Source organism: Allorhizobium sp. DMC15 (assembly GCF_056314065.1).
Genome location: NZ_JBQUZB010000005.1, coordinates 204,303 through 222,993, shown reverse-complemented (window position 1 = coordinate 222,993; position 18,691 = coordinate 204,303). Strand labels below are relative to the sequence as shown.

Genomic DNA, 18,691 nt, shown 5'->3' with positions numbered 1-18,691 from the left:
ATGGATACCGGCGGAAAAGGCTTCACAGCCCAGCCCACCGCCGCTGAAGAGGCTGCTACGCGCCTGCGTCCATTCAGCATGATGCAGTCTTTGGCGATCACAGCTCGACTTTGGCGAAATCGCCAGATCGCCTCGCCGCGATTTCGCTTCTTCCTCGCCCGATTGCCGCTCCTGCGCATGATCGGCAATAGAAAGGCGAACAAACTCTTCCGCCTGACCACCGGATTCGTGCACACGCAGATCCTCTCCGCCTGTATTCACCTCAGCATTTTCGAAGCGCTCGACGGAAAGGCGCTGTCAACGACGGCTTTGGCCAAGCAATGCGGTGTGTCCGCTGATACTCTCGGCCAATTGTTGGCCCAAGCGGAGCGACTGGACCTCGTCATCCACGGCGCTCCCGATCTCTGGATGCTTTCGGATACAGGAACGGTCCTTGCCGTTGACCGCGGGCTGCGTGAGATGATCCGGCATCATGATATGCTTTACCGCGACATCGCCGACGCAGGCGCCTTCTGGCGTGGTGATCGTGGTCAAGGCGAACTGCACCGCTACTGGGCATATGTCCGGCGCGGCGATCTTGCCGCGATTGAAAACGCGGCGGTGGCACCCTATTCCGCCCTGATGCGCGAGAGCCAGGCTATGCTCGCCGACTGCATCTTGGCCTCGCATGATTTCGGGCAATATCGATCTGTTCTTGATATCGGCGGCGGCGAAGGAGCATTTCTCTGCGCCCTCGCCGAGCGGCATCGATCGACCGAACTCGCACTTTTCGATCTGCCGGCGGTGACCGCGTTGGCGGGCCGCCATCTGGACGGACGCGGGCTGACAGCCCGTTGCCGACTTCATCCAGGCGACTTTGCCACAGATGTCATTCCGACCGGCCATGATTGCGTGACGCTCGTGCGTATCCTGTGCGACCACGATGACGACCGCGTCTTGGCAATTCTTCGCAATCTGCACCGACATCTGGAACCTGGGACAAGGCTCATCATCGCGGAAGCCATGGCCGGCGACAGTGAGGGCGCCAAACTGGCCGCCATCTATTTCACAACCTATTTCGCTGCGATGGGGTCCGGGCGCTGCCGAACCGCCTCCGAAATTGCAGGACTTCTGGCCCGCAGCGGCTTTCGCAACCTCGAAGCTGTCACCAGCGTCAATCCCCTGTTGGTCGGTCTCGTGATCGCAACGCGATGACCCGATCCTGTTCGCCGCGTCCGCGTGTGTAAATATAGATTGACACTTTGTAACGTAATCTTAAGATGACAATGGGAGCAGAAGGCATCCCGTGTCCGGGGAGGGCACGACAATGCGCAGTGCAGCCATCGTCTTCGAAAAACCAGGAACGCTCGCCGTCAGGCATTTGGCGCTGAATACGCCCGAGGCATCGGACGTGGTGGTCGAGTCGCGCTTCAGCGGCGTATCCAGCGGAACAGAGAAGATGCTTTACGAAGGCACCATGCCGGCCTTCCCGGGCATGCGTTATCCGCTCGTCCCGGGCTACGAGACGGTGGGTGTGGTGGTCGAAGCCGGCCCTGCGTCAGGTCGCTCAATCGGCGACCAGGTCTTCGTCCCCGGTGCAAACTGCTACACGGATGCTGCCGGATTGTTCGGTGCCAGCGCTTCGCTGCTCGTCGTACCCGGCGCCCGCACGGTGCAGACCCATTTTGAACAGATGGAAGATGGAGCCCTGCTGGCTCTGGCCGCAACCGCCCATCACGCGGTCTGTCGCTCGGCCCGCGCTGCATCCCTCGTCATCGGCCACGGTGTCCTCGGACGCCTGATCGCCCGCATCATTCTCGCCACCGGCAATCCGCCACCGATCGTCTGGGAAACCCGTGATGCACGCCGCATCGGCGCGAAGGACTATGTAGTCGGATCTCCCGACGCTGAGCGCGACCTGCGCCACGACGTCATCATCGACGCCAGCGGCGATGCCACGGTCATCGACAAGGCAATCGGACGGCTCAACCGCCGCGGTGATCTCGTTCTGGCCGGCTTCTATGGCGAGCGTGTCGATTTCGCTTTTCCAGCCGCCTTCATGAAGGAAGCGTCGATCATCATCGCCGCCGAGTTCACACCCGCCGATGTTCAGGCGGTCCTCACCCTTGTCGAGGCAGGACGCCTCTCCCTCGGTGGCCTGATCACGCACCATTCTGAGCCGTCCGATGCGGCTTTCGCATACCGGACGGCGTTCAACGACCCCGACTGCCTGAAAATGATCATCGACTGGAGGAATGCCGCATGAGCCTCGACCTGGCACAGGACGGACTGGAGCGCCTGCAGGAAAACCTCCGCGAAGAAGCCGGCATAGAACCCGATGCGCCGGCCGCGGGCAAGGTCACCAAGGAAACTCAGATCATCGCGATCTACGGTAAGGGCGGCATCGGCAAGAGCTTCACGCTCGCCAACCTCTCCTACATGCTGGCCCAGCTCGGCAAGAAGGTGCTTCTCATCGGCTGCGATCCGAAGAGCGATACGACCTCGTTGCTCTTCGGCGGCCGCGCCTGCCCGACCATCATCCAGACTGCCTCGCGCCGCAAGGAAGCCGGCCAGGAAGTGTCGATTTCCGACGTCTGCTTCAAGCGTGACGGCGTCTTCGCCATGGAGCTCGGCGGACCGGAAGTCGGCCGCGGTTGCGGCGGGCGCGGCATCATCCACGGCTTCGAAACCCTCGAGAAGCTCGGCTTCCATGACTGGGATTTCGACTATGTCCTGCTGGACTTCCTCGGCGACGTCGTCTGCGGCGGCTTCGGCCTGCCGATTGCCCGCGACATGTGCCAGAAGGTCGTCGTCGTCGGGTCGAACGACCTGCAGTCACTCTACGTCGCCAACAATGTCTGCTCTGCGGTGAAATACTTCCGCAACCTCGGCGGCAATGTCGGCGTCGCGGGTCTGGTCATCAACAAGGATGATGGCACAGGCGAAGCCCAGGCCTTTGCCGAGGCCGTCGGCATCCCTGTTCTGGCCTCGATCCCGCAGGACGACGACATCCGCCGCAAGAGCGCGAATTACCAGATCATCGGCACCCATGACTCGCAGTGGGGACCGTTGTTCGAAGCGCTCTCCATCAATCTTGCCGAAGCTCCCCCGGTCCTCCCCCGACCGCTCGACCAAGATGGCCTGCTTGGCCTCTTCGACGCGAGCGAAACAGGTGCCGATTACAAACTCCAGCCAGCCTTGCCGGAAGACATGTGCGCCTCGGGTGCGCTGAAACGGCCATCGCTGGAAGTCGTCTACGACAACGTGTGAGATCGGGTGAAGACAATGGATGACCTGCGCAAGGAATTCGAGCCGGACGACGCCAGCGGGACCTCTCCCCTTGGCAGCGACACCGCCGTCCTTGCAGACGGCGTGGCCGCAGAACCGTCCGGCATCGGCTGCCATGGCGGCCTCGAACTCTCCAAGGCTGCGGCGCGCGCCGCCGGTCAGGGCGAATTGATGGATCGCTTCGAGGCCGACTACCCGAAGGGTCCACACGATCAGCCGCAATCCATGTGCCCGGCCTTCGGCTCGCTCCGCGTTGGCCTTCGCATGCGCCGTGTCGGCACGATCCTCTCGGGCTCGGCCTGCTGCGTCTACGGCCTGACCTTCACCTCGCATTTCTACGGCGCCAAACGCTCGGTCGGTTATGTGCCCTTCAGCTCGGAGACCTTGGTCACCGGCAAGCTCTACGAGGACATTGTCGAGGCCGTGCATCAGATGGCGGATCCGGAGAAATTCGACGCCGTTGTCGTCACGAACCTTTGCGTCCCCACCGCCTCTGGCGTGCCGCTCAGGATGTTGCCGCGCGAGATCGACGGTGTGCGCATCGTTGGCATTGACGTCCCAGGCTTTGGGGTCCCGACCCACGCGGAAGCCAAGGATGTGCTTTCGGGCGCCATGCTCGCCTATGCTCGCCAAGAAATCGGCGAAGGCCCGGTGCAGCGCCCGCGCGGTGGGTTGAAAGACAGGCCGACGGTCACGCTGCTCGGCGAGATGTTCCCCGTCGATCCGGTCGTCATCGGCGGCATGCTGGAGCCGATGGGCCTGGCCGCTGGCCCGACCGTTCCCGTCCGAGAATGGCGCGAGCTCTATTCTGCGCTCGACTGCGCCGCTGTGGCCGCGATCCATCCGTTTTACACCGCCAGCATCCGCGAATTTCAGGCGGCCGGGCGGCCGATCGTCGGATCCGCTCCCGTCGGTGTCGACGGAACGGATGCCTGGTTGAAGGCGATCGGCGACAGCTGCAACGTTCCAGAGGCGAAGACCAATATCAGCCGCAACGCCATGCGCGGCGCGATTAAGGCGGCCCTCGCCGATCACAAGATCAAGGGTCGCATCACGCTCTCGGGCTATGAGGGCTCCGAACTCCTCGTTGCACGCCTTCTGGTCGAACTTGGCGCAGACCTGCGTTATGTCGGGACGGCCTGTCCGAAGACGCCTTACAACAGCGAGGATGCCGACTGGCTGGCAGCCCATGGCGTGGAGCTGCGCTTCCGGGCCTCGCTGGAGCAGGACCTCGCCGCCTTCCAGGAATTCAAGCCGGATCTCGCCATCGGCACGACTCCCGTCGTGCAGAAGGCGAAGGAGAGCGCCACACCCGCTCTCTACTTCACCAATCTGATTTCTGCCCGTCCACTGATGGGTCCGGCGGGTGTCGCCTCGCTGCCAGCCGTGATCAACGCCGCGATCGGCAACAAGGACCGCTTCCTCGCCATGAACGCCTTCTTCGAAGGTGTTGGCTCTGGCGATGGTGCCGGCATCTGGGAAACCCTACCGGAAGACCGCACCGCCTATCGCAAGAAGTTCGCGGCCAAGGTCAAGCAGTCCCGCAACGCCGTCGACAATGGGGAGAGCGTCGGATGCTGATCCTCGACCACGATAGAGCCGGCGGTTACTGGGGCAGCGTTTATGCCTTTACCGCGATCAAGGGCCTGCAGGTGATCATCGACGGCCCGGTGGGCTGCGAAAACCTGCCCGTCACTTCCGTCCTCCATTACACGGACGCCCTGCCCCCGCACGAGCTGCCGATCGTCGTCTCCGGTCTGTCGGAAGACGAACTGGGCCAGCACGGCACCGAAGGCGCCATGAAGCGGGCCCGTCTCGCGCTCGATCCGGACCTGCCCGCCGTCGTTGTCACCGGCTCGATCGCCGAAATGATCGGCGGTGGCGTGACCCCTGAGGGTTCCAACATCGTCCGCTTCCTGCCGCGCACGATCGATGAAGACCAGTGGCAGAGCGCTGACCGCGCGCTGAAATGGCTCTGGACCGAATTCGGTCCGAAGGGCGGCAAGGTGCCGGCACCGCGCCGTCGTCCGGAGGGCGCCAAGCCGCGCGTCAACATCATCGGCCCGATCTACGGCACCTACAACATGCCCTCGGATCTCGCCGAAATCCGTCGTCTCGTCGAAGGACTGGGCGCCGAGATCAACATGGTCTTCCCGCTCGGCAGTCATCTCGAAGACGTGCGCAAGCTTGCCGATGCCGATGCCAATATCTGCCTCTACCGCGAATTCGGCCGTCTGCTCTGCGAGGCGCTGGACCGCCCCTATCTGCAGGCGCCGATCGGCATTCATTCGACGACCGCCTTCCTGCGTGAACTGGGCGGCATGCTGGGTCTCGATCCGGAGCCCTTCATCCTGAAGGAAAAGCACACAACGCTGAAACCGCTTTGGGATCTCTGGCGCTCGGTCACCCAGGACTTCTTTGCGACCGCAAGCTTCGCGATCGTCGCCAACGAGACCTATGTGCGCGGCATCCGCAACTTCCTCGAGGAAGAAATGGGACTGCCCTGCAACTTCGCGATCCCGCGCAAGGCTGGCTCGAAGACGGACAATATCGAGGTTGCTGAACTCACCGCCAAGAAGCCGCCGATGATCATGTTCGGCTCGTTCAACGAGCGCATGTACATGGCCGAACGCGGTGCGCGCGGCAAGTTCGTGCAGCTCTCCTATCCCGGCGCCATCGTCCGCCGCCACCCCGGCACGCCGGTCATGGGCTATTCGGGCGCGGCCTGGCTGATTCAGGAAGTCTGCAACGCGCTTTTCGATATGCTGTTCGACATCCTGCCGCGTGCCGGCGAACTCGACGCGATCGAGGTGACGACCGCCCGTCCCCGCAGCGAAATGGCCTGGCAGTCCGATGCCCAGGCCTCGCTTGAAACATTCATCGGCAACGAGCCCGTGCTCGTCCGCATCTCCGCCGCCAAGCGGCTCAGGGAAGCGGCGGAACGCGAAGCGCGTCGGACTGATGAGCACGAAGTCACCCGTCAGCATGTGGAGAAGGCCGCCCGTCTCGAGGGAGCCTTCGCATGAGTGCCGGAACGAGACCCTTTCGAGGGACCATTGGAGGTGAAGCCATGATCACTGCAACCCGATCCGATCAGGACATGCGTCGAACCCGCGACCGCCAGTCCGAGCGCCAGAACATGCGGCGTCTCTACCTGCTCCTTTATCCGCTGTGCCTGTTCGCCGCGGTGACGTCCCGGCTTGCAGGCCATGCCGAGGATACCGGCGAGCGACCGGCACAATCCGTTTTCGCCGAGGCCCGCTCCGCGGCCTATGCAGCTGCCGGCTACGCCTTCCACGCGTAGCCCGATCCCTTTGCCGGTGTTCTCGACACCGGCAGAACCCGGCAGGTCCGTCAAACGACCTTCCGAAACCCCGCCGCGGGGGCGCCGCGGTGTTCGAGACTAGGAGGTGAATTTGATGGCTGAGACATCAAATGTTTCACTTTCGGGTCTGACCGAAAGCGAAGCGCGCGAGGTCCATGGATTCTTCATCCAAGGCTTCATGATATTCACGGCGATTGCCATCGTCGCGCATATCTTGGTCTGGATGTGGCGTCCCTGGATCCCGGGGCCGGAAGGTTATAGCTCTCTCGAGAGCATTCACCAGACGGCTCTCACGCTTCTGCCGATGTTGGCCTGAGGAGGCGTGATATGTGGAGAATCTGGCTTATGTTCGATCCGCGCAAGGCGCTGGTCGCACTGTCTGTGTTCCTTTTCACCCTCGCCATCCTGATCCACTTCATCCTGCTGAGCACGGAACGCTTCAACTGGCTGGAGGGCAAGCCCCTCACGACCAGTTCCATCGAGCATTCCCTCTCTGAAGGTGTGGATCTCAGGCTGATCGGCTGAACCCAAAACCGGCAGCGGGCGCAGCCCACAAGGTTTCGCCCGCCGCCAATCCTGCACGACCCGACATCGCCGCCTGGCTGATTACCTCTGGAGGAAACGAACATGGCGCTGCTGAGTTTTGAACGCAAATATCGCGTACGAGGCGGGACGCTGCTCGGAGGCGATCTCTTCGATTTCTGGGTGGGCCCCTTCTATGTGGGCTTCTTCGGCGTCACCACGGCCTTCTTCGCGATCCTCGGAACGGCCCTGCTGATCTACGGCGCGGCCATTGGTCCGACCTGGAACATCTGGCGCATTTCGATTGCTCCACCCGATCTTTCCTACGGTCTGGCACTCGCACCGCTGAAGGAAGGCGGCCTCTGGCAGATCGTGACCGTCTGCGCGCTCGGCGCCTTCATTTCCTGGGCCCTGCGCGAAGTGGAAATCTGCCGCAAGCTCGGCATGGGCTACCACGTGCCCTTCGCCTTTTCCTTCGCGATCTTCGCCTATGCGACGCTCGTCGTCTTCCGTCCGTTGCTGCTTGGCGCCTGGGGTCATGGCTTTCCCTACGGCATCTTCAGCCACCTCGATTGGGTGTCGAACGTCGGCTACCAATACCTGCACTTCCACTACAATCCCGCGCATATGATCGCGGTGACCTTCTTCTTCACCACGACCCTTGCGCTGTCCATGCATGGTGGCCTCATCCTTTCGGCCGCCAATCCGGGCCCGTCGATCACCGAAGCCGGCAAACAGGCCGAGGTGAAGACACCGGAATATGAAGACACCTTCTTCCGCGACATCATCGGTTACTCGATCGGCACGCTGGGCATCCACCGCCTCGGCCTGATCCTGGCGCTGAACGCGGGCTTCTGGAGCGCCGTCTGCATCGTCATCAGCGGGCCGTTCTGGAATCAGGGCTGGCCGCAATGGTGGAACTGGTGGCTTCAGCTGCCGATCTGGAACTGAGGGGGACCGGACCATGTTCTTAGCGCAGTATCAAAACATCATCACGCCCATACAGGTCAGCGGTCCGCTGGAAGAAGGCATGCCGCTACCCGCAGGCGACAGCCCGCGCGCCGGGAAGCCGTTTCTCGTCCGCCTGTTTGGGATGATCGGCAACGCCCAGATCGGCCCGATCTACCTCGGCTATCTCGGCACGCTCTCGCTGGTCTTCGGATTCATCGCCTTCGAGATCATCGGCCTCAACATGCTGTCCTCCGTGGGATGGGATCCGATCCAGTTCGTCCGCCAGCTCTTCTGGCTGGGGCTTGAGCCGCCGCCGGCGAAATATGGGCTGAAGGTCCTACCACCGCTCGCCGAAGGTGGCTGGTGGCAGATCGCCGGCTTCTTCCTGACGACGTCGATCCTTCTGTGGTGGGTGCGCGTCTATCGCCGGGCCCGCCAGCTCGAAATGGGCACCCATGTCGCCTGGGCCTTCGCCGCTGCGATCTGGCTCTTCCTGGTGCTGGGCTTCATCCGCCCGCTCTTGATGGGCAATTTCGCGGAAGCCGTTCCCTTCGGCATCTTCCCGCATCTCGACTGGACGGCCGCCTTCTCGATCCGCTACGGCAATCTCTACTACAATCCGTTCCACTGCCTCTCGATCGTCTTCCTTTATGGCTCGGTCCTACTTTTTGCGATGCACGGCGCGACGATCCTCGCCGTCGGCAAATATGGCGGCGAGCGCGAGCTGGAACAGATCACCGATCGCGGCACAGCCTCTGAACGCGCGGCCCTCTTCTGGCGCTGGACCATGGGCTTCAACGCCACCATGGAATCCGTCCACCGCTGGGCCTGGTGGTTCGCAATCCTCACGCCCATCACCGGCGGCATCGGCATCCTGCTCACGGGCACCGTCGTCGACAACTGGTACCTCTGGGGCATCAATCACGGGATCGTCTCCCCGCTGCCGGGCTATCCCGGTGTCGTCGACCCGGCGCTTTAAGGAGAAGGACGATGAAACTCTGGATTCCCTTCGCCGTATCCGCCGGCTCCCTGCTGACGATCGCAAGTTTCGTTGGCGCCGGCTGGGACGCGCCACCAGTCGAGACCACGCAGATCGGCTATCGCGGCACGGGCATGTACATCCACCGCGATGTCGAAAAGCAGGAAGTGCTGAAGGCGGCAAACGCCGTGCCGCCAGCGCCTTGGCAGGCCGACCCGGCCGGTGATAAGGCCAAGGATCTCTACGAGAACGTTCAGGTTCTCGGCGATCTCTCGGACGATCAGTTCAACCAGTTCATGGCTTCGATCACCGAGTGGATCGCGCCGGAGGCCGGTTGCAACTACTGCCACAACCCGGAAAATCTCGCATCGGACGAAATATATCAGAAGGTCGTTGCCCGCCGTATGATCCAGATGACGCAGGCGATCAATGTCGACTGGAGCGCCCATGTGGGCCAGGTCGGCGCCACCTGCTACACCTGTCACCGCGGCCAGGCGATCCCCGCCAACTACTGGTACGAGGATCTCGAGCCGAAGCCGGCCGGTGGTATGACGCAGAACCGTCAGGGTCAGAACGTCGTCGCCAAGTTCGGTGGCAACTCCTCGCTGCCGCAGAATGTGTTGAAGGACTACCTGCTCGACGCCAAGCAAATTCGCGTCCACTCAACGACCGCGCTACCGACAGGGACAAACCTGAACGGCACCAAGGAGACCGAAGCCACATGGTCTCTGATGATGCACATGTCGGAATCGCTCGGCGTGAACTGCACCACGTGCCACAATACACGCGCCTTCAATGCCTGGGACGAAAGCCCGCCACAGCGCGTGACCGCCTGGCATGGTATCCGCATGGTACGCGACATCAACGCCAACTATATCGCCGGGTTGACGCCGGTCTTCCCGGCCACCCGCAAGGGACCGGCAGGTGACGTGTTCAAGGTCGGTTGCGGCACCTGCCATGCCGGCGTCCAGAAGCCGCTCTACGGCGTCTCGATGCTGCAGGACTACGTTGACTCTCTGACGAAGAAGGGTCCAACCGCAGTGCCGGACTACACGACCTACCAGCCTGGCACCACGCAACGCATGGCTCCCGCCGGCCAGAGCAGCGCGCTGCAGACCAAGCCGACCTCCGAGACCGCAGCCGTCGTTCTGCCGGAGGCAGGTCAGACCGCCAACGACTGACGGCCTCCCAAGGCAGGCCGCAATGGGAAGGGGAGCTCTAGGGCTCCCCTTCTTTTTGGCCTAACGCCGTCGAATAGTTGCGGATGCCCCGAAATCTGGGATGCGCGATCGAAGAATGCCGGACAAACAAAAGTCCGGCGGACCCAAAGAGATCGACCGGACGTTCGAAGACGGTTGGGATAAGAGAGCGCGAAGTCAGGCCGCTTCAGCGAAGCTCAGGCCCGGGAAGCGCTGCAGATAGATGCGGAACCACGGCGTGAAGTCCTGCGGGCGCTCGCGCACCTCCCGCATCAGATCGCGAGGCGCGATCCAGCGAACAGCCTCGACCTCGCCCGCGACGGGCAGGACTTGCAAGGTGCGACTATCCACCTGGGCGCTGAACAGGGTCACGCGTTCGTGCTCCTTTAGACCTTCGCCGACATCGGCCGCGTATTCGACGGTCTGATGGCGAGTGAGCGGCAGGGTGAAGCCGAGCTCCTCGGTGAGGCGACGCTCGGCACAGTCCTCGACCGTTTCGTCCCAGTGCGGATGCGTACAGCAGGTATTGGCCCAGAGACCGGCGCAGTGATATTTGGTCGATGCGCGCTTCTGGATCAGCAGCAGGTCACCGTCAAAAACGAAGACCGAAACGGCAAGGTGAAGCTGCCCGTCGAGATGCGCCTGCATCTTTTCGATCGGATAAAGCGATCCGTCACCGGCAATCGCCGGGATGTAAATGCTGTCCGTCATCCTGTCAGTGTCCAAACGAGTTCCTTGCGGCCTGCCGATACGGCCTTTGCTCGGCTTAGGCAACCGCCCTGGCCAGCGCACACTTCGACCAGAGCGAACAGAGCGCCTCTGCGAGATGCTCGATATCGGCGTCCGTATGCAGCGGCGTCGGCGTGATCCTGAGCCGTTCCTTGCCGACGGCAACCGTCGGATAGTTGATCGGCTGCACATAGATGCCGAAATCTTCGAGCAACACGTCCGAGATCCATTTGCACTTCGCCGCATTGCCAACCATGACCGGCACGATGTGGCTCGGGTTCTGCATATGCGGGATCCCACGCACATCGAGCGCGCGCCGGACCTTGGCCACCGTTGCCTGATGCATATGGCGCTCGAACGGACTCTCTTTAAGATGGCGGATCGACGCAGTGGCTCCTGCCGCGAGCGCCGGCGGGATCGCCGTGGTGAAGATGAAGCCGGAGGCAAAGGAGCGCACGAAGTCGACCAGAACGGCCGGGCCGGTGATGTAGCCACCCATGACCCCGAAGGCCTTGCCGAGCGTACCCTCGATGACGGTCAGCCGGTCCATGAGGCCTTCGCGCTCGGCAACACCGCCACCGCGCGGACCGTACATGCCAACGGCATGAACCTCGTCGAGATAGGTCAGCGCGCCGAACTGGTCGGCAACATCGCAGATCTCTTTGATCGGCGAGATGTCACCATCCATCGAATAGACGCTTTCGAAGGCAACGAGCTTCGGCGCTGCCGGATCGTCCGCCGCCATCAGCTCGCGCAGATGCTTGTAGTCGTTGTGGCGGAACTGCCGCTTGATGCAGCGCGAATGCCGGATGCCTTCGATCATCGAGGCATGGTTGAGCGAGTCCGAATAGCAGATGATCCCCGGGATCTTGGCAAGCAGCGTCCCGAGGGCCGCCCAGTTCGACACATAGCCGGAGGTGAAGATCAGCGCCCCTTCCTTGCCATGCAGATCGGCGAGCTCGCGCTCGAGCAAGACGTGGTAGTGGTTCGTGCCGGAAATGTTGCGCGTACCACCGGCACCGGCGCCGCACTTGCGCACGACCTCGATCATCCGATCGGTGACGAGAGGGTTCTGCCCCATGCCGAGATAGTCGTTCGAGCACCAGACGGTGACATCACGCACTGTTCCATCGGCATTGTGAAACGCGGCTTTCGGAAAGGCCGAGCAGTGACGCTCCAGGTCCGCGAAAACGCGGTAATTGCCGGCAGTGTGCAGGCCGGCGAGCGCCTCTTCCATGTGCTGGAAAACATCCATCAGTCTTTCCTCTTCCCGATCGTGTCTTGTCCAAGTGTTGTCCAGGAAGAGTGCGGCCCGGACACCGGCCCACTTTCCTTGAGTGCGGAGACGCCATCCGCCGCAGGGCGAATGGCAAGATTGCCCCGGTCCTGCCGCGCCATGGCCCAGCGCCACAGCGCCGTGTCGGAAACGGGAAGAACGAGAACGAGATGTTCGACGATGGCGAGCGCCATGAAGGTGGCAAGCAGCGTGTGGCCGACGACCGAATGGGCCTGGGTTGCCCTGCTGGCCCCGACCACCAGGACGGCAAAGAGGCCGGCTGCGATCGCCAGGAAGATCGGAAACAGCGGCGTCATCCGATCGGTCTTGAAATAGCTCTTCAGATGCCGGATGCCCTTCGGCATCAACTCACTGACGGCATGCGGTGCACCGAGAAAGATCACCAGCTTGGCGGAAATCCGCATGCCCCAGAGAAGCCCGAAGGCGGCAAGCCCAAAGAGATTGGCGGATCCGTCGAGCGCAAGCCATAGCGCGATCGCGGTCACCAGAATGGCGATCTCGTGATCGCTGACGGCCTCCCAGGCGGCCCGGAAACGGCGAAAGCCGGTTAGCCCCGGAGGGCACTCGCCCGTCCGACGCCCTGTCAGTATGCCTGTCAGGAACGCGGCCTCATGCCAGGCCCAGACGAGCAGTGCGCCGAAGAAGCCGACATAGGAACCGAGCACTGTCGGTTCCTGCGCGCCCCAGAGCATCAGGATGACGCCGAAGGCACCGACAAGCGTCATCAGCGCCATCAATATGAGCCCCCTGCCCTGCGGTCCATCGGACCGGTTGACCATGGCCAGCACCAGCCCGGTCGAAAGCCACCATACCGAGATGGCGACGAGAACGACGGCGAGCGGGTGGGTCAGGGTCATGGCGATCTCCTCACCAGACCGGTTGCAGGCGCGATGTGGCGGGGATGGTGTTCGACTTCGTCGGGATTGCATACATCCTGACAAAATTGACGGCAGCAGCAGCAGACCAGAAGCCCTTGGCGATCTTGCCCGTGAGGCCGCCCTTCGCGTCGGCTGCCATGACCTTGCGGTTGATCCGCTCCATCCGGCGGAAGCCTTCATGCAGGGCCGGATTGTCGAGATCGAGCACAAGCGGAAAGCACTGGCGCGAGATTTCGCTCGTCAGCCGGAAGACCTTCATGTCGTAATCGTCGATATCGACGCCGAGCCCCTTGTGGAAAGCCGGCCGCATGTGATCGCGCACATACATGGTGGCGAAGACGGCGAGCAGGAAGAACTTGATCCAGTACTTGTTCAGCCCCTCCATCAGCCGCTTGTCGGAGCGGATGATCAGCGAGAAAGCCTCGCCGTGGGAGAACTCGTCATTGCACCATTCACGGAACCACTTGAAGATCGGATGGAAGCGCTGCTCGGGATGCTTTTCGAGGTGGCGATAGATGGTGATGTAGCGGGCATAGCCGATCTTCTCGGAGAGATAGGTGGCGTAATAGATGAACTTCGGCTTGAAGAAGGTGTACTTCTTCGCCTTGGCCAGGAAGCCCATGTTCACGCCGATGCCGAATTCCTTCAGCGCGTCGTTGATGAAACCGGCATGGCGGGATTCGTCCCGGCTCATATAGCCGAAAAGCTCGCAGATCTCCTGGTTCTTGCCGCGCCGCTTCATCTCCTTGTAGAGCACACAGCCCGAGAATTCGGAGGTCAGCGACGAGACGAGGAAGTCGATGAACTCCTCGCGCAGATCGTCCGGCAGGGCATCGATGTCGATATCGTCCCAGTCTTCGTTGCGCTTGAAGTGGCCGCGGTTCGGATCGCTCTTCATCTGCGCGATCAGGACATCCCATTCGGCCCGAACCGGCTCGACATTGATCTTGTCCATCTCGTCGAAATCGGTGGTGTAGAAGCGCGGTGTCAGCATGGTGGAGACGAGCGCGCTGCGGGTCGTGTCGTTGACCCCGGCCATGCGCTCCTCGACGGTCGGCTCGTGATCGGAAAGATCAGCAGGCGAAACGTGATTGTTCATGACAATGCCCTCTCGGTGAAGCTGAATTCGCACAATTCCATCATGTCGAGATCGCCGGTGGCCCGGATCCAGGCCCGTTCCACTGCACCCGCTCGGGTGATCGTCGCCTTACGGCGGAAGTTCTGGCTGGAGCCATAGGGGATCTGGACAGGTGCGCCGTGCACGAGCACCTCGTCACCGGGATGCACCACCACGCCATTGTCGAACCTTAAGTGCGCGCCCAGCGCCTCGAAGGTATTGTTGATCTCGACGGTACAATCGACCGTCTCCTTCCGTCGCATCAAGGCAAAGACCGGGTTCATTGGCTTTCTCCTCCCTGTGAGCCCAGAAGGGCTTCGAATGCGGCCACGTTGTCGGGGCCAAAAGCATCCAGATAGATCCGTTCACCGGTACCGATATCCGACAGGCTGACGGCACCGGCCTCCCATTTGATCAGGCGGTAAGGCGTCTCAAACGGCACCTTGGCCACCTGCCGCATGCGTTCGAACGCCCGCAGCGATCCGCGAACGAAGCCGCCGGCCTGGGGTCCGTAGCTTGCGATCTCCCGGCGCGTCGCAACGTCGGTTACGACGACAAAGTCCGAGGTGATGCGTGTAATCATCAGGTCACGGATGGCGACCGGCGCACCGAGCTGCTGCTTGACGAGACCGAGCCCCGTCGTCTGGCCGAAGACGATCGCCCCTGCCGTAAAGGCGAGCAGGCCGATCAGGCCGAAGAACAGGCCGCGCGGCACCCGGTTCGGGGTCTTGCCCTTGCGGTCCGCCCAATAGCCGAGATGCGAGGCCGTTCCCATGACGCTCTCCCTATTCCGCGGCGACGACGGAAGGCGGCATGGCGCTTCCTGTCGTTTCCTGCAGGATGATCCGCGGCTGTTCGGCACGCGCACCGCGATACTGACCGACCGCAGCTGACAGGACCTTGGCAGCCTTCTCCGCATCGGCCAGGAAGATCAGGCTCGGCTCGGGCTTCGAGAAGCGGAAGCCCCGCACATGCGGCCACTGGATGAGCCACGACAGACGTTGACCCGGCAGAAGCGCAATTGCGATGACCCCGGCCTTTTCGCCAATCTTCGCCAACGAAACGCTGTCGATCTGGCGGAATGGAAGGTTGAGCGTCATCGAGATCGCGACGCCGAAGCGCATCACGACGCGCTCCGTGGTGATCGTGTAGAGCGTGGTCTTCTCGACCGCCCAGGCAAACAGCTCGATCATGCCGATGAGCACACCGGCAAGAGCCGTGAGCACGGCAACCGAGAAAAGGATGCCGCCTGCCGACTGCCCGTCATTCAGCCCGGCCACGACAGCCCAGCTCGCCAGGATCAGAAAATAGCCGACGATCCAGCGGATCTTCAGAAGATGGCGAGCAACGAGAGCCGAAGACGGCCGCCCCTGCCAGAGGATAACCTCGCCAGCCGGCGGCACGCCGGGAAGCCCCGGCAGTGGCTCAATTTCATGTTCTCTGATGACGAACTGGCTCACAGCAGCGGCTCCTGACGCAGGCGATCCGCATAAAGGAGACCGGCGCCGAAATAGGCGGCGATCTTGTCTTCCTCGAGCAGGGTCACGAATTCGGGACGGGCCGTTGCCGGGACATCGGCAAACTGGGCGGCAGTGACGGCATGCACATAGAGATGCCGGACATTCCCGCGCCCTGTCTGGAAGACGACGAAATTGTTCGGCAGCAGCACGGAGCGTGCGCCGCCAGCAAGCTCGACCTCGTAGTAGCGGATCAGGTGTTCCGCACGGTCGACCCAGACATCCTTGACCATACCCGCCACCTGCTTGTCGCAGCCGAGAACGGCCAGACCGCGCGGATCCATGGCACCTTCGGCGATCCCAAAGCCTTCGGCGACACGCAGCGGCACGATGCGGGCATCCCCATGGGCGGTCACGTCAGGCTTGTCGGAACGCTCCGCCCAGGAACCGGGGCCGATGCCAGCGAGCAGCGAATTGCCGACCGGCTCCGACGGATAGCCGGGGGCCGGGGCAATGCGGCGACTGGAGAAGGTCCGGGTGTCGCGCTTCAGATCCGGGACCTGCTTGATCCCCAGACCATGTGGCAGCACGAAGGTCTTCTTCGGCGGCACGAAGAGCCAGGGGCTCTTGTTGTAGCGACCTGTGACATCCTCTTCGAGCGGATAACCCTCACGACGATCTTCCTGGCGCAGATACCAGATCAGACCTGCGAAGAAGATCCAGAACGCATAAAGCACCACCTGTGCGACATCGATATTTCCAACCAGCGACCCGGTCATATCAGACCCTCCAGTGTAGAGCGTTTCCGCCGGCTTCAGCCGGGCAGCTCCGCCAATCCAAAACGCATGTCCTGCAAGTAATCCCTCTGGTAGCGCCGGCCGGTCAGCGGACCCAAGACTGCCAAGCACAAGAAGAGGAGAATGATTTCAAAGCTGTAGACAACGAGATAGCCTGCAGCGGGCGTCATCATGGCCTCACCCAGCGAGCCGTTCAGCGCCAGCGCATTGATCGTGTTCTTGATCACGCCGCCCGCCAGCATGGCCGCCCCGATGGCGGTCGCCTGCACGGCACCCCAGGCCCCGACGACGAGGCCACTGTCGGAGCGCTCGGCAATGCCCATCGCAGCCAGCATCGTCCCGACGGCAAAGAGCCCGCCACCGAGACCGATGCCGAAGGCGCCGAGATGGAAGAGCCCATTGACGCCAAGCGGCGAGGCAAAGATGACGGCGGAGAAGGCTGAGATCCCGATCAAGAGGCCGCGCGCGGCAACCCGGTACATCTGCGCACCATGTTGCAGGCTATGGGCCGCCCAGGCAAAACCCATCATGGTTCCGAAGGCCCAAAGCCCGGTCAGGCGCGTGGTCTCACCGACCGACAGACCCAGGATCTCGCCGCCATAGGGCTCAAGCAGGATGTCCTGCATTGAAAAGGCGGCAGAACCGATGGCAACGGCAAGCAACAACCGCATCACGCCGGGGGCACTGCGGTAATCGTCAAGCGCATCGAAGAAGCTCGAAAGGTCCCGGTCGACAGCCGTACGGCGGACGTCGCGCGGCTCCTGCTTCCAGATCGCGATGACATTGATCACGATGGTCAGGAGCGCCGTTCCCTGGATGACCTGGATCAGGAGCTTCGGCGAGAAATCGACCAGGAAAAGGCTGTAGAAGCTGGAAGCGCCGATCATGCCCGTCAGCAGCATGAAATAGAGAAGCGCCACGACCCGCGGACGTTTCTCCTCAGGCACCAGATCGCTGGCGAGAGCAAGACCCGCCGTCTGCGACATATGCATGCCGAAGCCGGTGAGGATGAAGGCGAGGCTTGCCCCCGCTGCCCCCGCCCATTCGGGGCCGACGGTCTGCGACTGCAGGAGAAGCAGGGCAAAGGGCATGATGGCAAGGCCGCCGAACTGCAGCAGGCTTCCGAGCCAGACATAGGGCACGCGCCGCCAGCCGAGCACGGACTTGTAAGTATCCGACCGGAAACCGAAGAGAAGACGCAGAGGGGCGGCTAGAACCGGAATGGCAACGACTGCAGACACCAGGGCAACAGAAACCCCGAGTTCAACGATCAGCACGCGGTTCAGGGTCCCGGTCAGGAGAACGAGCACGCAACCGGCAGAGACCTGAAACAGCGAGAGTCGCAGCAGGCGGGACAAGGGCATCTCGGCCGTTGCTGCATCCGCAAACGGCATGAAGCGCGTTCCGACCCTTTGCCAGAACGCGATCATCTTGGCGTTGGCGGCAGCGATCGTCATGACCGGATCACCTCCATGGCCTGCGATGTGTAGAAACCGACGGCAACCTTGTGGCTGCGACCGACCTGCCAGTCTGCGAACTCCGGATGATTGACCATCTCTCCCACGAGTCTCGCAGGATCGACCGGATAGATCGCCGGTGCGCGATTGCCGCGCGGGAAAACCTTGCCGGCGGCCAGCATGGCCCGCAGCAGGCGCGATCCAGGCGCCAGCGTAAAGATCATCTGGCGCGAGGTACGCTCGGCCAGGGTGTGGAGCACGCGAACGGCGTCTGCCCGGCGGTAATGGATCAGCACGTCCATCGCGACCACTGCATCGAAACGACCATGGCGCGGATCGAGCATGTCGCCACTGTGGAAGGTGACAGACCCCTTGAAACGACCATGCGAGGCTTCGAGGTCATGCGCTCGCTGGCGGGCATGGGCGATCATCTGCGCCGAGAGATCGATGCCGACGACGTCTGCACCGCGTGCGATGAGCTCGAAGGAGAGAACGCCCGAGCCGCAGCCCGCATCGAGAATGCGCCAGCCGGTGAGGTCCTGCGGCAGCCACGACGCTAGCGTGCCGCGCATTTCTTCACGACCCTTACGGACCGTGGCGCGGATGCCGCTCACCGGCTGATCGCCGGTCAGACGCTTCCAGGCATCGAGCGCGGTGCGATCGAAGTAATGTTCGATTTCCCCGGTGCGTCTGATGTAGTCGGCCTGGCTCATGGC

At 62.5% G+C, this 18,691-nt stretch carries 21 protein-coding genes; 11 read left to right on the top strand and 10 right to left on the bottom strand.

What is annotated here, in order from left to right; translation table 11 throughout:
• The 11 genes from ACT53S_RS21130 to pufC all read left to right on the top strand — a co-directional run bounded on the left by ACT53S_RS21130 (window position 1) and on the right by pufC (window position 10,225).
• Complete coding sequence (locus ACT53S_RS21130; RefSeq protein ID WP_476068448.1) at window positions 1–1,194, top strand: methyltransferase; 1,194 nt, start codon at window positions 1–3, stop codon at window positions 1,192–1,194.
• A 112-nt stretch (window positions 1,195–1,306) separates the two neighbouring features.
• Window positions 1,307–2,245 (top strand): chlorophyll synthesis pathway protein BchC, encoded by a 939-nt coding sequence (gene bchC / locus ACT53S_RS21125; RefSeq protein WP_476068447.1) that lies wholly within the window; start codon window positions 1,307–1,309, stop codon window positions 2,243–2,245.
• Window positions 2,242–3,249, top strand: coding sequence for a chlorophyllide a reductase iron protein subunit X (locus tag ACT53S_RS21120; RefSeq protein WP_476068446.1), 1,008 nt, complete (start codon window positions 2,242–2,244; stop codon window positions 3,247–3,249). Before bchC ends, ACT53S_RS21120 begins: the two co-directional genes overlap by 4 nt.
• 15 nt (window positions 3,250–3,264) lie before the next feature.
• Window positions 3,265–4,848, top strand: coding sequence for a chlorophyllide a reductase subunit Y (gene bchY, locus ACT53S_RS21115; RefSeq protein ID WP_476068445.1), 1,584 nt, complete (start codon window positions 3,265–3,267; stop codon window positions 4,846–4,848).
• Entirely contained in the window at window positions 4,842–6,293 is a 1,452-nt protein-coding gene (gene bchZ, locus ACT53S_RS21110; RefSeq protein WP_476068444.1) for a chlorophyllide a reductase subunit Z, read from the top strand. Before bchY ends, bchZ begins: the two co-directional genes overlap by 7 nt.
• A 44-nt stretch (window positions 6,294–6,337) precedes the next feature.
• Window positions 6,338–6,571 carry a hypothetical protein gene (locus ACT53S_RS21105; RefSeq protein WP_113376825.1) on the top strand — a complete coding sequence of 78 codons (234 nt, stop codon included), beginning with the start codon at window positions 6,338–6,340 and terminating at the stop codon, window positions 6,569–6,571.
• A gap of 115 nt (window positions 6,572–6,686) precedes the next feature.
• Window positions 6,687–6,908 carry a light-harvesting antenna LH1, beta subunit gene (gene pufB, locus ACT53S_RS21100; RefSeq protein WP_113376826.1) on the top strand — a complete coding sequence of 74 codons (222 nt, stop codon included), beginning with the start codon at window positions 6,687–6,689 and terminating at the stop codon, window positions 6,906–6,908.
• 11 nt (window positions 6,909–6,919) lie between these two features.
• Window positions 6,920–7,117, top strand: a complete 198-nt coding sequence (gene pufA / locus ACT53S_RS21095; RefSeq protein ID WP_142073536.1) for a light-harvesting antenna LH1, alpha subunit — start codon at window positions 6,920–6,922, stop codon at window positions 7,115–7,117.
• A gap of 102 nt (window positions 7,118–7,219) precedes the next feature.
• Window positions 7,220–8,065, top strand: a complete 846-nt coding sequence (gene pufL, locus ACT53S_RS21090; RefSeq protein WP_476068443.1) for a photosynthetic reaction center subunit L — start codon at window positions 7,220–7,222, stop codon at window positions 8,063–8,065.
• Window positions 8,066–8,078: 13 nt separating this feature from the next.
• Window positions 8,079–9,044, top strand: a complete 966-nt coding sequence (gene pufM / locus ACT53S_RS21085) for a photosynthetic reaction center subunit M (RefSeq protein ID WP_476068442.1) — start codon at window positions 8,079–8,081, stop codon at window positions 9,042–9,044.
• Between the two features lie 11 nt (window positions 9,045–9,055).
• Window positions 9,056–10,225, top strand: a complete 1,170-nt coding sequence (gene pufC / locus ACT53S_RS21080) for a photosynthetic reaction center cytochrome PufC (RefSeq protein WP_476068441.1) — start codon at window positions 9,056–9,058, stop codon at window positions 10,223–10,225.
• Window positions 10,226–10,420: 195 nt separating this feature from the next.
• Here the strand turns inward: pufC and ACT53S_RS21075 are convergent, their stop codons facing one another.
• The 10 genes from ACT53S_RS21075 to bchM are packed head-to-tail and all read right to left on the bottom strand — an operon-like array spanning window position 10,421 to window position 18,688.
• Window positions 10,421–10,954, bottom strand: a complete 534-nt coding sequence (locus ACT53S_RS21075) for an isopentenyl-diphosphate Delta-isomerase (RefSeq protein WP_476068440.1) — start codon at window positions 10,952–10,954, stop codon at window positions 10,421–10,423.
• A gap of 55 nt (window positions 10,955–11,009) precedes the next feature.
• Window positions 11,010–12,227 carry a 5-aminolevulinate synthase gene (gene hemA / locus ACT53S_RS21070; protein WP_476068439.1) on the bottom strand — a complete coding sequence of 406 codons (1,218 nt, stop codon included), beginning with the start codon at window positions 12,225–12,227 and terminating at the stop codon, window positions 11,010–11,012.
• Window positions 12,227–13,126: a putative photosynthetic complex assembly protein PuhE gene (gene puhE, locus ACT53S_RS21065; RefSeq protein WP_476068438.1), complete on the bottom strand. Its 900-nt coding sequence runs from the start codon at window positions 13,124–13,126 to the stop codon at window positions 12,227–12,229. Before puhE ends, hemA begins: the two co-directional genes overlap by 1 nt.
• Before the next feature lie 10 nt (window positions 13,127–13,136).
• A complete protein-coding gene (gene acsF / locus ACT53S_RS21060; RefSeq protein ID WP_476068477.1) occupies window positions 13,137–14,186 on the bottom strand; it encodes a magnesium-protoporphyrin IX monomethyl ester (oxidative) cyclase in 1,050 nt (349 codons plus the stop codon).
• Window positions 14,187–14,242: 56 nt separating this feature from the next.
• Window positions 14,243–14,548 (bottom strand): hypothetical protein, encoded by a 306-nt coding sequence (locus ACT53S_RS21055; protein WP_476068437.1) that lies wholly within the window; start codon window positions 14,546–14,548, stop codon window positions 14,243–14,245.
• Window positions 14,545–15,039, bottom strand: coding sequence for a photosynthetic complex assembly protein PuhC (gene puhC, locus ACT53S_RS21050; protein ID WP_476068436.1), 495 nt, complete (start codon window positions 15,037–15,039; stop codon window positions 14,545–14,547). Before puhC ends, ACT53S_RS21055 begins: the two co-directional genes overlap by 4 nt.
• A gap of 10 nt (window positions 15,040–15,049) precedes the next feature.
• The gene (gene puhB, locus ACT53S_RS21045; protein WP_476068435.1) at window positions 15,050–15,724 is read right to left on the bottom strand and encodes a photosynthetic complex putative assembly protein PuhB; all 675 of its coding nucleotides are present in this window, start codon (window positions 15,722–15,724) and stop codon (window positions 15,050–15,052) included.
• Window positions 15,721–16,500, bottom strand: coding sequence for a photosynthetic reaction center subunit H (gene puhA / locus ACT53S_RS21040; RefSeq protein ID WP_476068434.1), 780 nt, complete (start codon window positions 16,498–16,500; stop codon window positions 15,721–15,723). The genes puhB and puhA overlap by 4 nt, the downstream gene beginning before the upstream one ends.
• A gap of 35 nt (window positions 16,501–16,535) precedes the next feature.
• Window positions 16,536–17,975: a BCD family MFS transporter gene (locus ACT53S_RS21035; protein ID WP_476068433.1), complete on the bottom strand. Its 1,440-nt coding sequence runs from the start codon at window positions 17,973–17,975 to the stop codon at window positions 16,536–16,538.
• The gene (gene bchM / locus ACT53S_RS21030; protein WP_476068432.1) at window positions 17,972–18,688 is read right to left on the bottom strand and encodes a magnesium protoporphyrin IX methyltransferase; all 717 of its coding nucleotides are present in this window, start codon (window positions 18,686–18,688) and stop codon (window positions 17,972–17,974) included. The genes ACT53S_RS21035 and bchM overlap by 4 nt, the downstream gene beginning before the upstream one ends.
• Window positions 18,689–18,691: the final 3 nt, after the last annotated feature.

Bases quoted from the DNA above. Each gene is read 5' to 3' on its own strand.
- ACT53S_RS21035 (WP_476068433.1), bottom strand. From the start codon at position 17,975: ATGACGATCGCTGCCGCCAACGCCAAGATGATCGCGTTCTGGCAAAGG.
- pufC (WP_476068441.1), top strand. From the start codon at position 9,056: ATGAAACTCTGGATTCCCTTCGCCGTATCCGCCGGCTCCCTGCTGACG.
- bchY (WP_476068445.1), top strand. From the start codon at position 3,265: ATGGATGACCTGCGCAAGGAATTCGAGCCGGACGACGCCAGCGGGACC.
- pufM (WP_476068442.1), top strand. From the start codon at position 8,079: ATGTTCTTAGCGCAGTATCAAAACATCATCACGCCCATACAGGTCAGC.
- puhE (WP_476068438.1), bottom strand. From the start codon at position 13,126: ATGACCCTGACCCACCCGCTCGCCGTCGTTCTCGTCGCCATCTCGGTA.
- ACT53S_RS21130 (WP_476068448.1), top strand. From the start codon at position 1: ATGGATACCGGCGGAAAAGGCTTCACAGCCCAGCCCACCGCCGCTGAA.
- ACT53S_RS21055 (WP_476068437.1), bottom strand. From the start codon at position 14,548: ATGAACCCGGTCTTTGCCTTGATGCGACGGAAGGAGACGGTCGATTGT.
- puhA (WP_476068434.1), bottom strand. From the start codon at position 16,500: ATGACCGGGTCGCTGGTTGGAAATATCGATGTCGCACAGGTGGTGCTT.
- bchC (WP_476068447.1), top strand. From the start codon at position 1,307: ATGCGCAGTGCAGCCATCGTCTTCGAAAAACCAGGAACGCTCGCCGTC.
- pufA (WP_142073536.1), top strand. From the start codon at position 6,920: ATGTGGAGAATCTGGCTTATGTTCGATCCGCGCAAGGCGCTGGTCGCA.
- acsF (WP_476068477.1), bottom strand. From the start codon at position 14,186: ATGGCCGGGGTCAACGACACGACCCGCAGCGCGCTCGTCTCCACCATG.
- ACT53S_RS21075 (WP_476068440.1), bottom strand. From the start codon at position 10,954: ATGACGGACAGCATTTACATCCCGGCGATTGCCGGTGACGGATCGCTT.
- puhC (WP_476068436.1), bottom strand. From the start codon at position 15,039: ATGGGAACGGCCTCGCATCTCGGCTATTGGGCGGACCGCAAGGGCAAG.
- pufB (WP_113376826.1), top strand. From the start codon at position 6,687: ATGGCTGAGACATCAAATGTTTCACTTTCGGGTCTGACCGAAAGCGAA.
- hemA (WP_476068439.1), bottom strand. From the start codon at position 12,227: ATGGATGTTTTCCAGCACATGGAAGAGGCGCTCGCCGGCCTGCACACT.
- ACT53S_RS21105 (WP_113376825.1), top strand. From the start codon at position 6,338: ATGATCACTGCAACCCGATCCGATCAGGACATGCGTCGAACCCGCGAC.
- ACT53S_RS21120 (WP_476068446.1), top strand. From the start codon at position 2,242: ATGAGCCTCGACCTGGCACAGGACGGACTGGAGCGCCTGCAGGAAAAC.
- bchM (WP_476068432.1), bottom strand. From the start codon at position 18,688: ATGAGCCAGGCCGACTACATCAGACGCACCGGGGAAATCGAACATTAC.
- bchZ (WP_476068444.1), top strand. From the start codon at position 4,842: ATGCTGATCCTCGACCACGATAGAGCCGGCGGTTACTGGGGCAGCGTT.
- pufL (WP_476068443.1), top strand. From the start codon at position 7,220: ATGGCGCTGCTGAGTTTTGAACGCAAATATCGCGTACGAGGCGGGACG.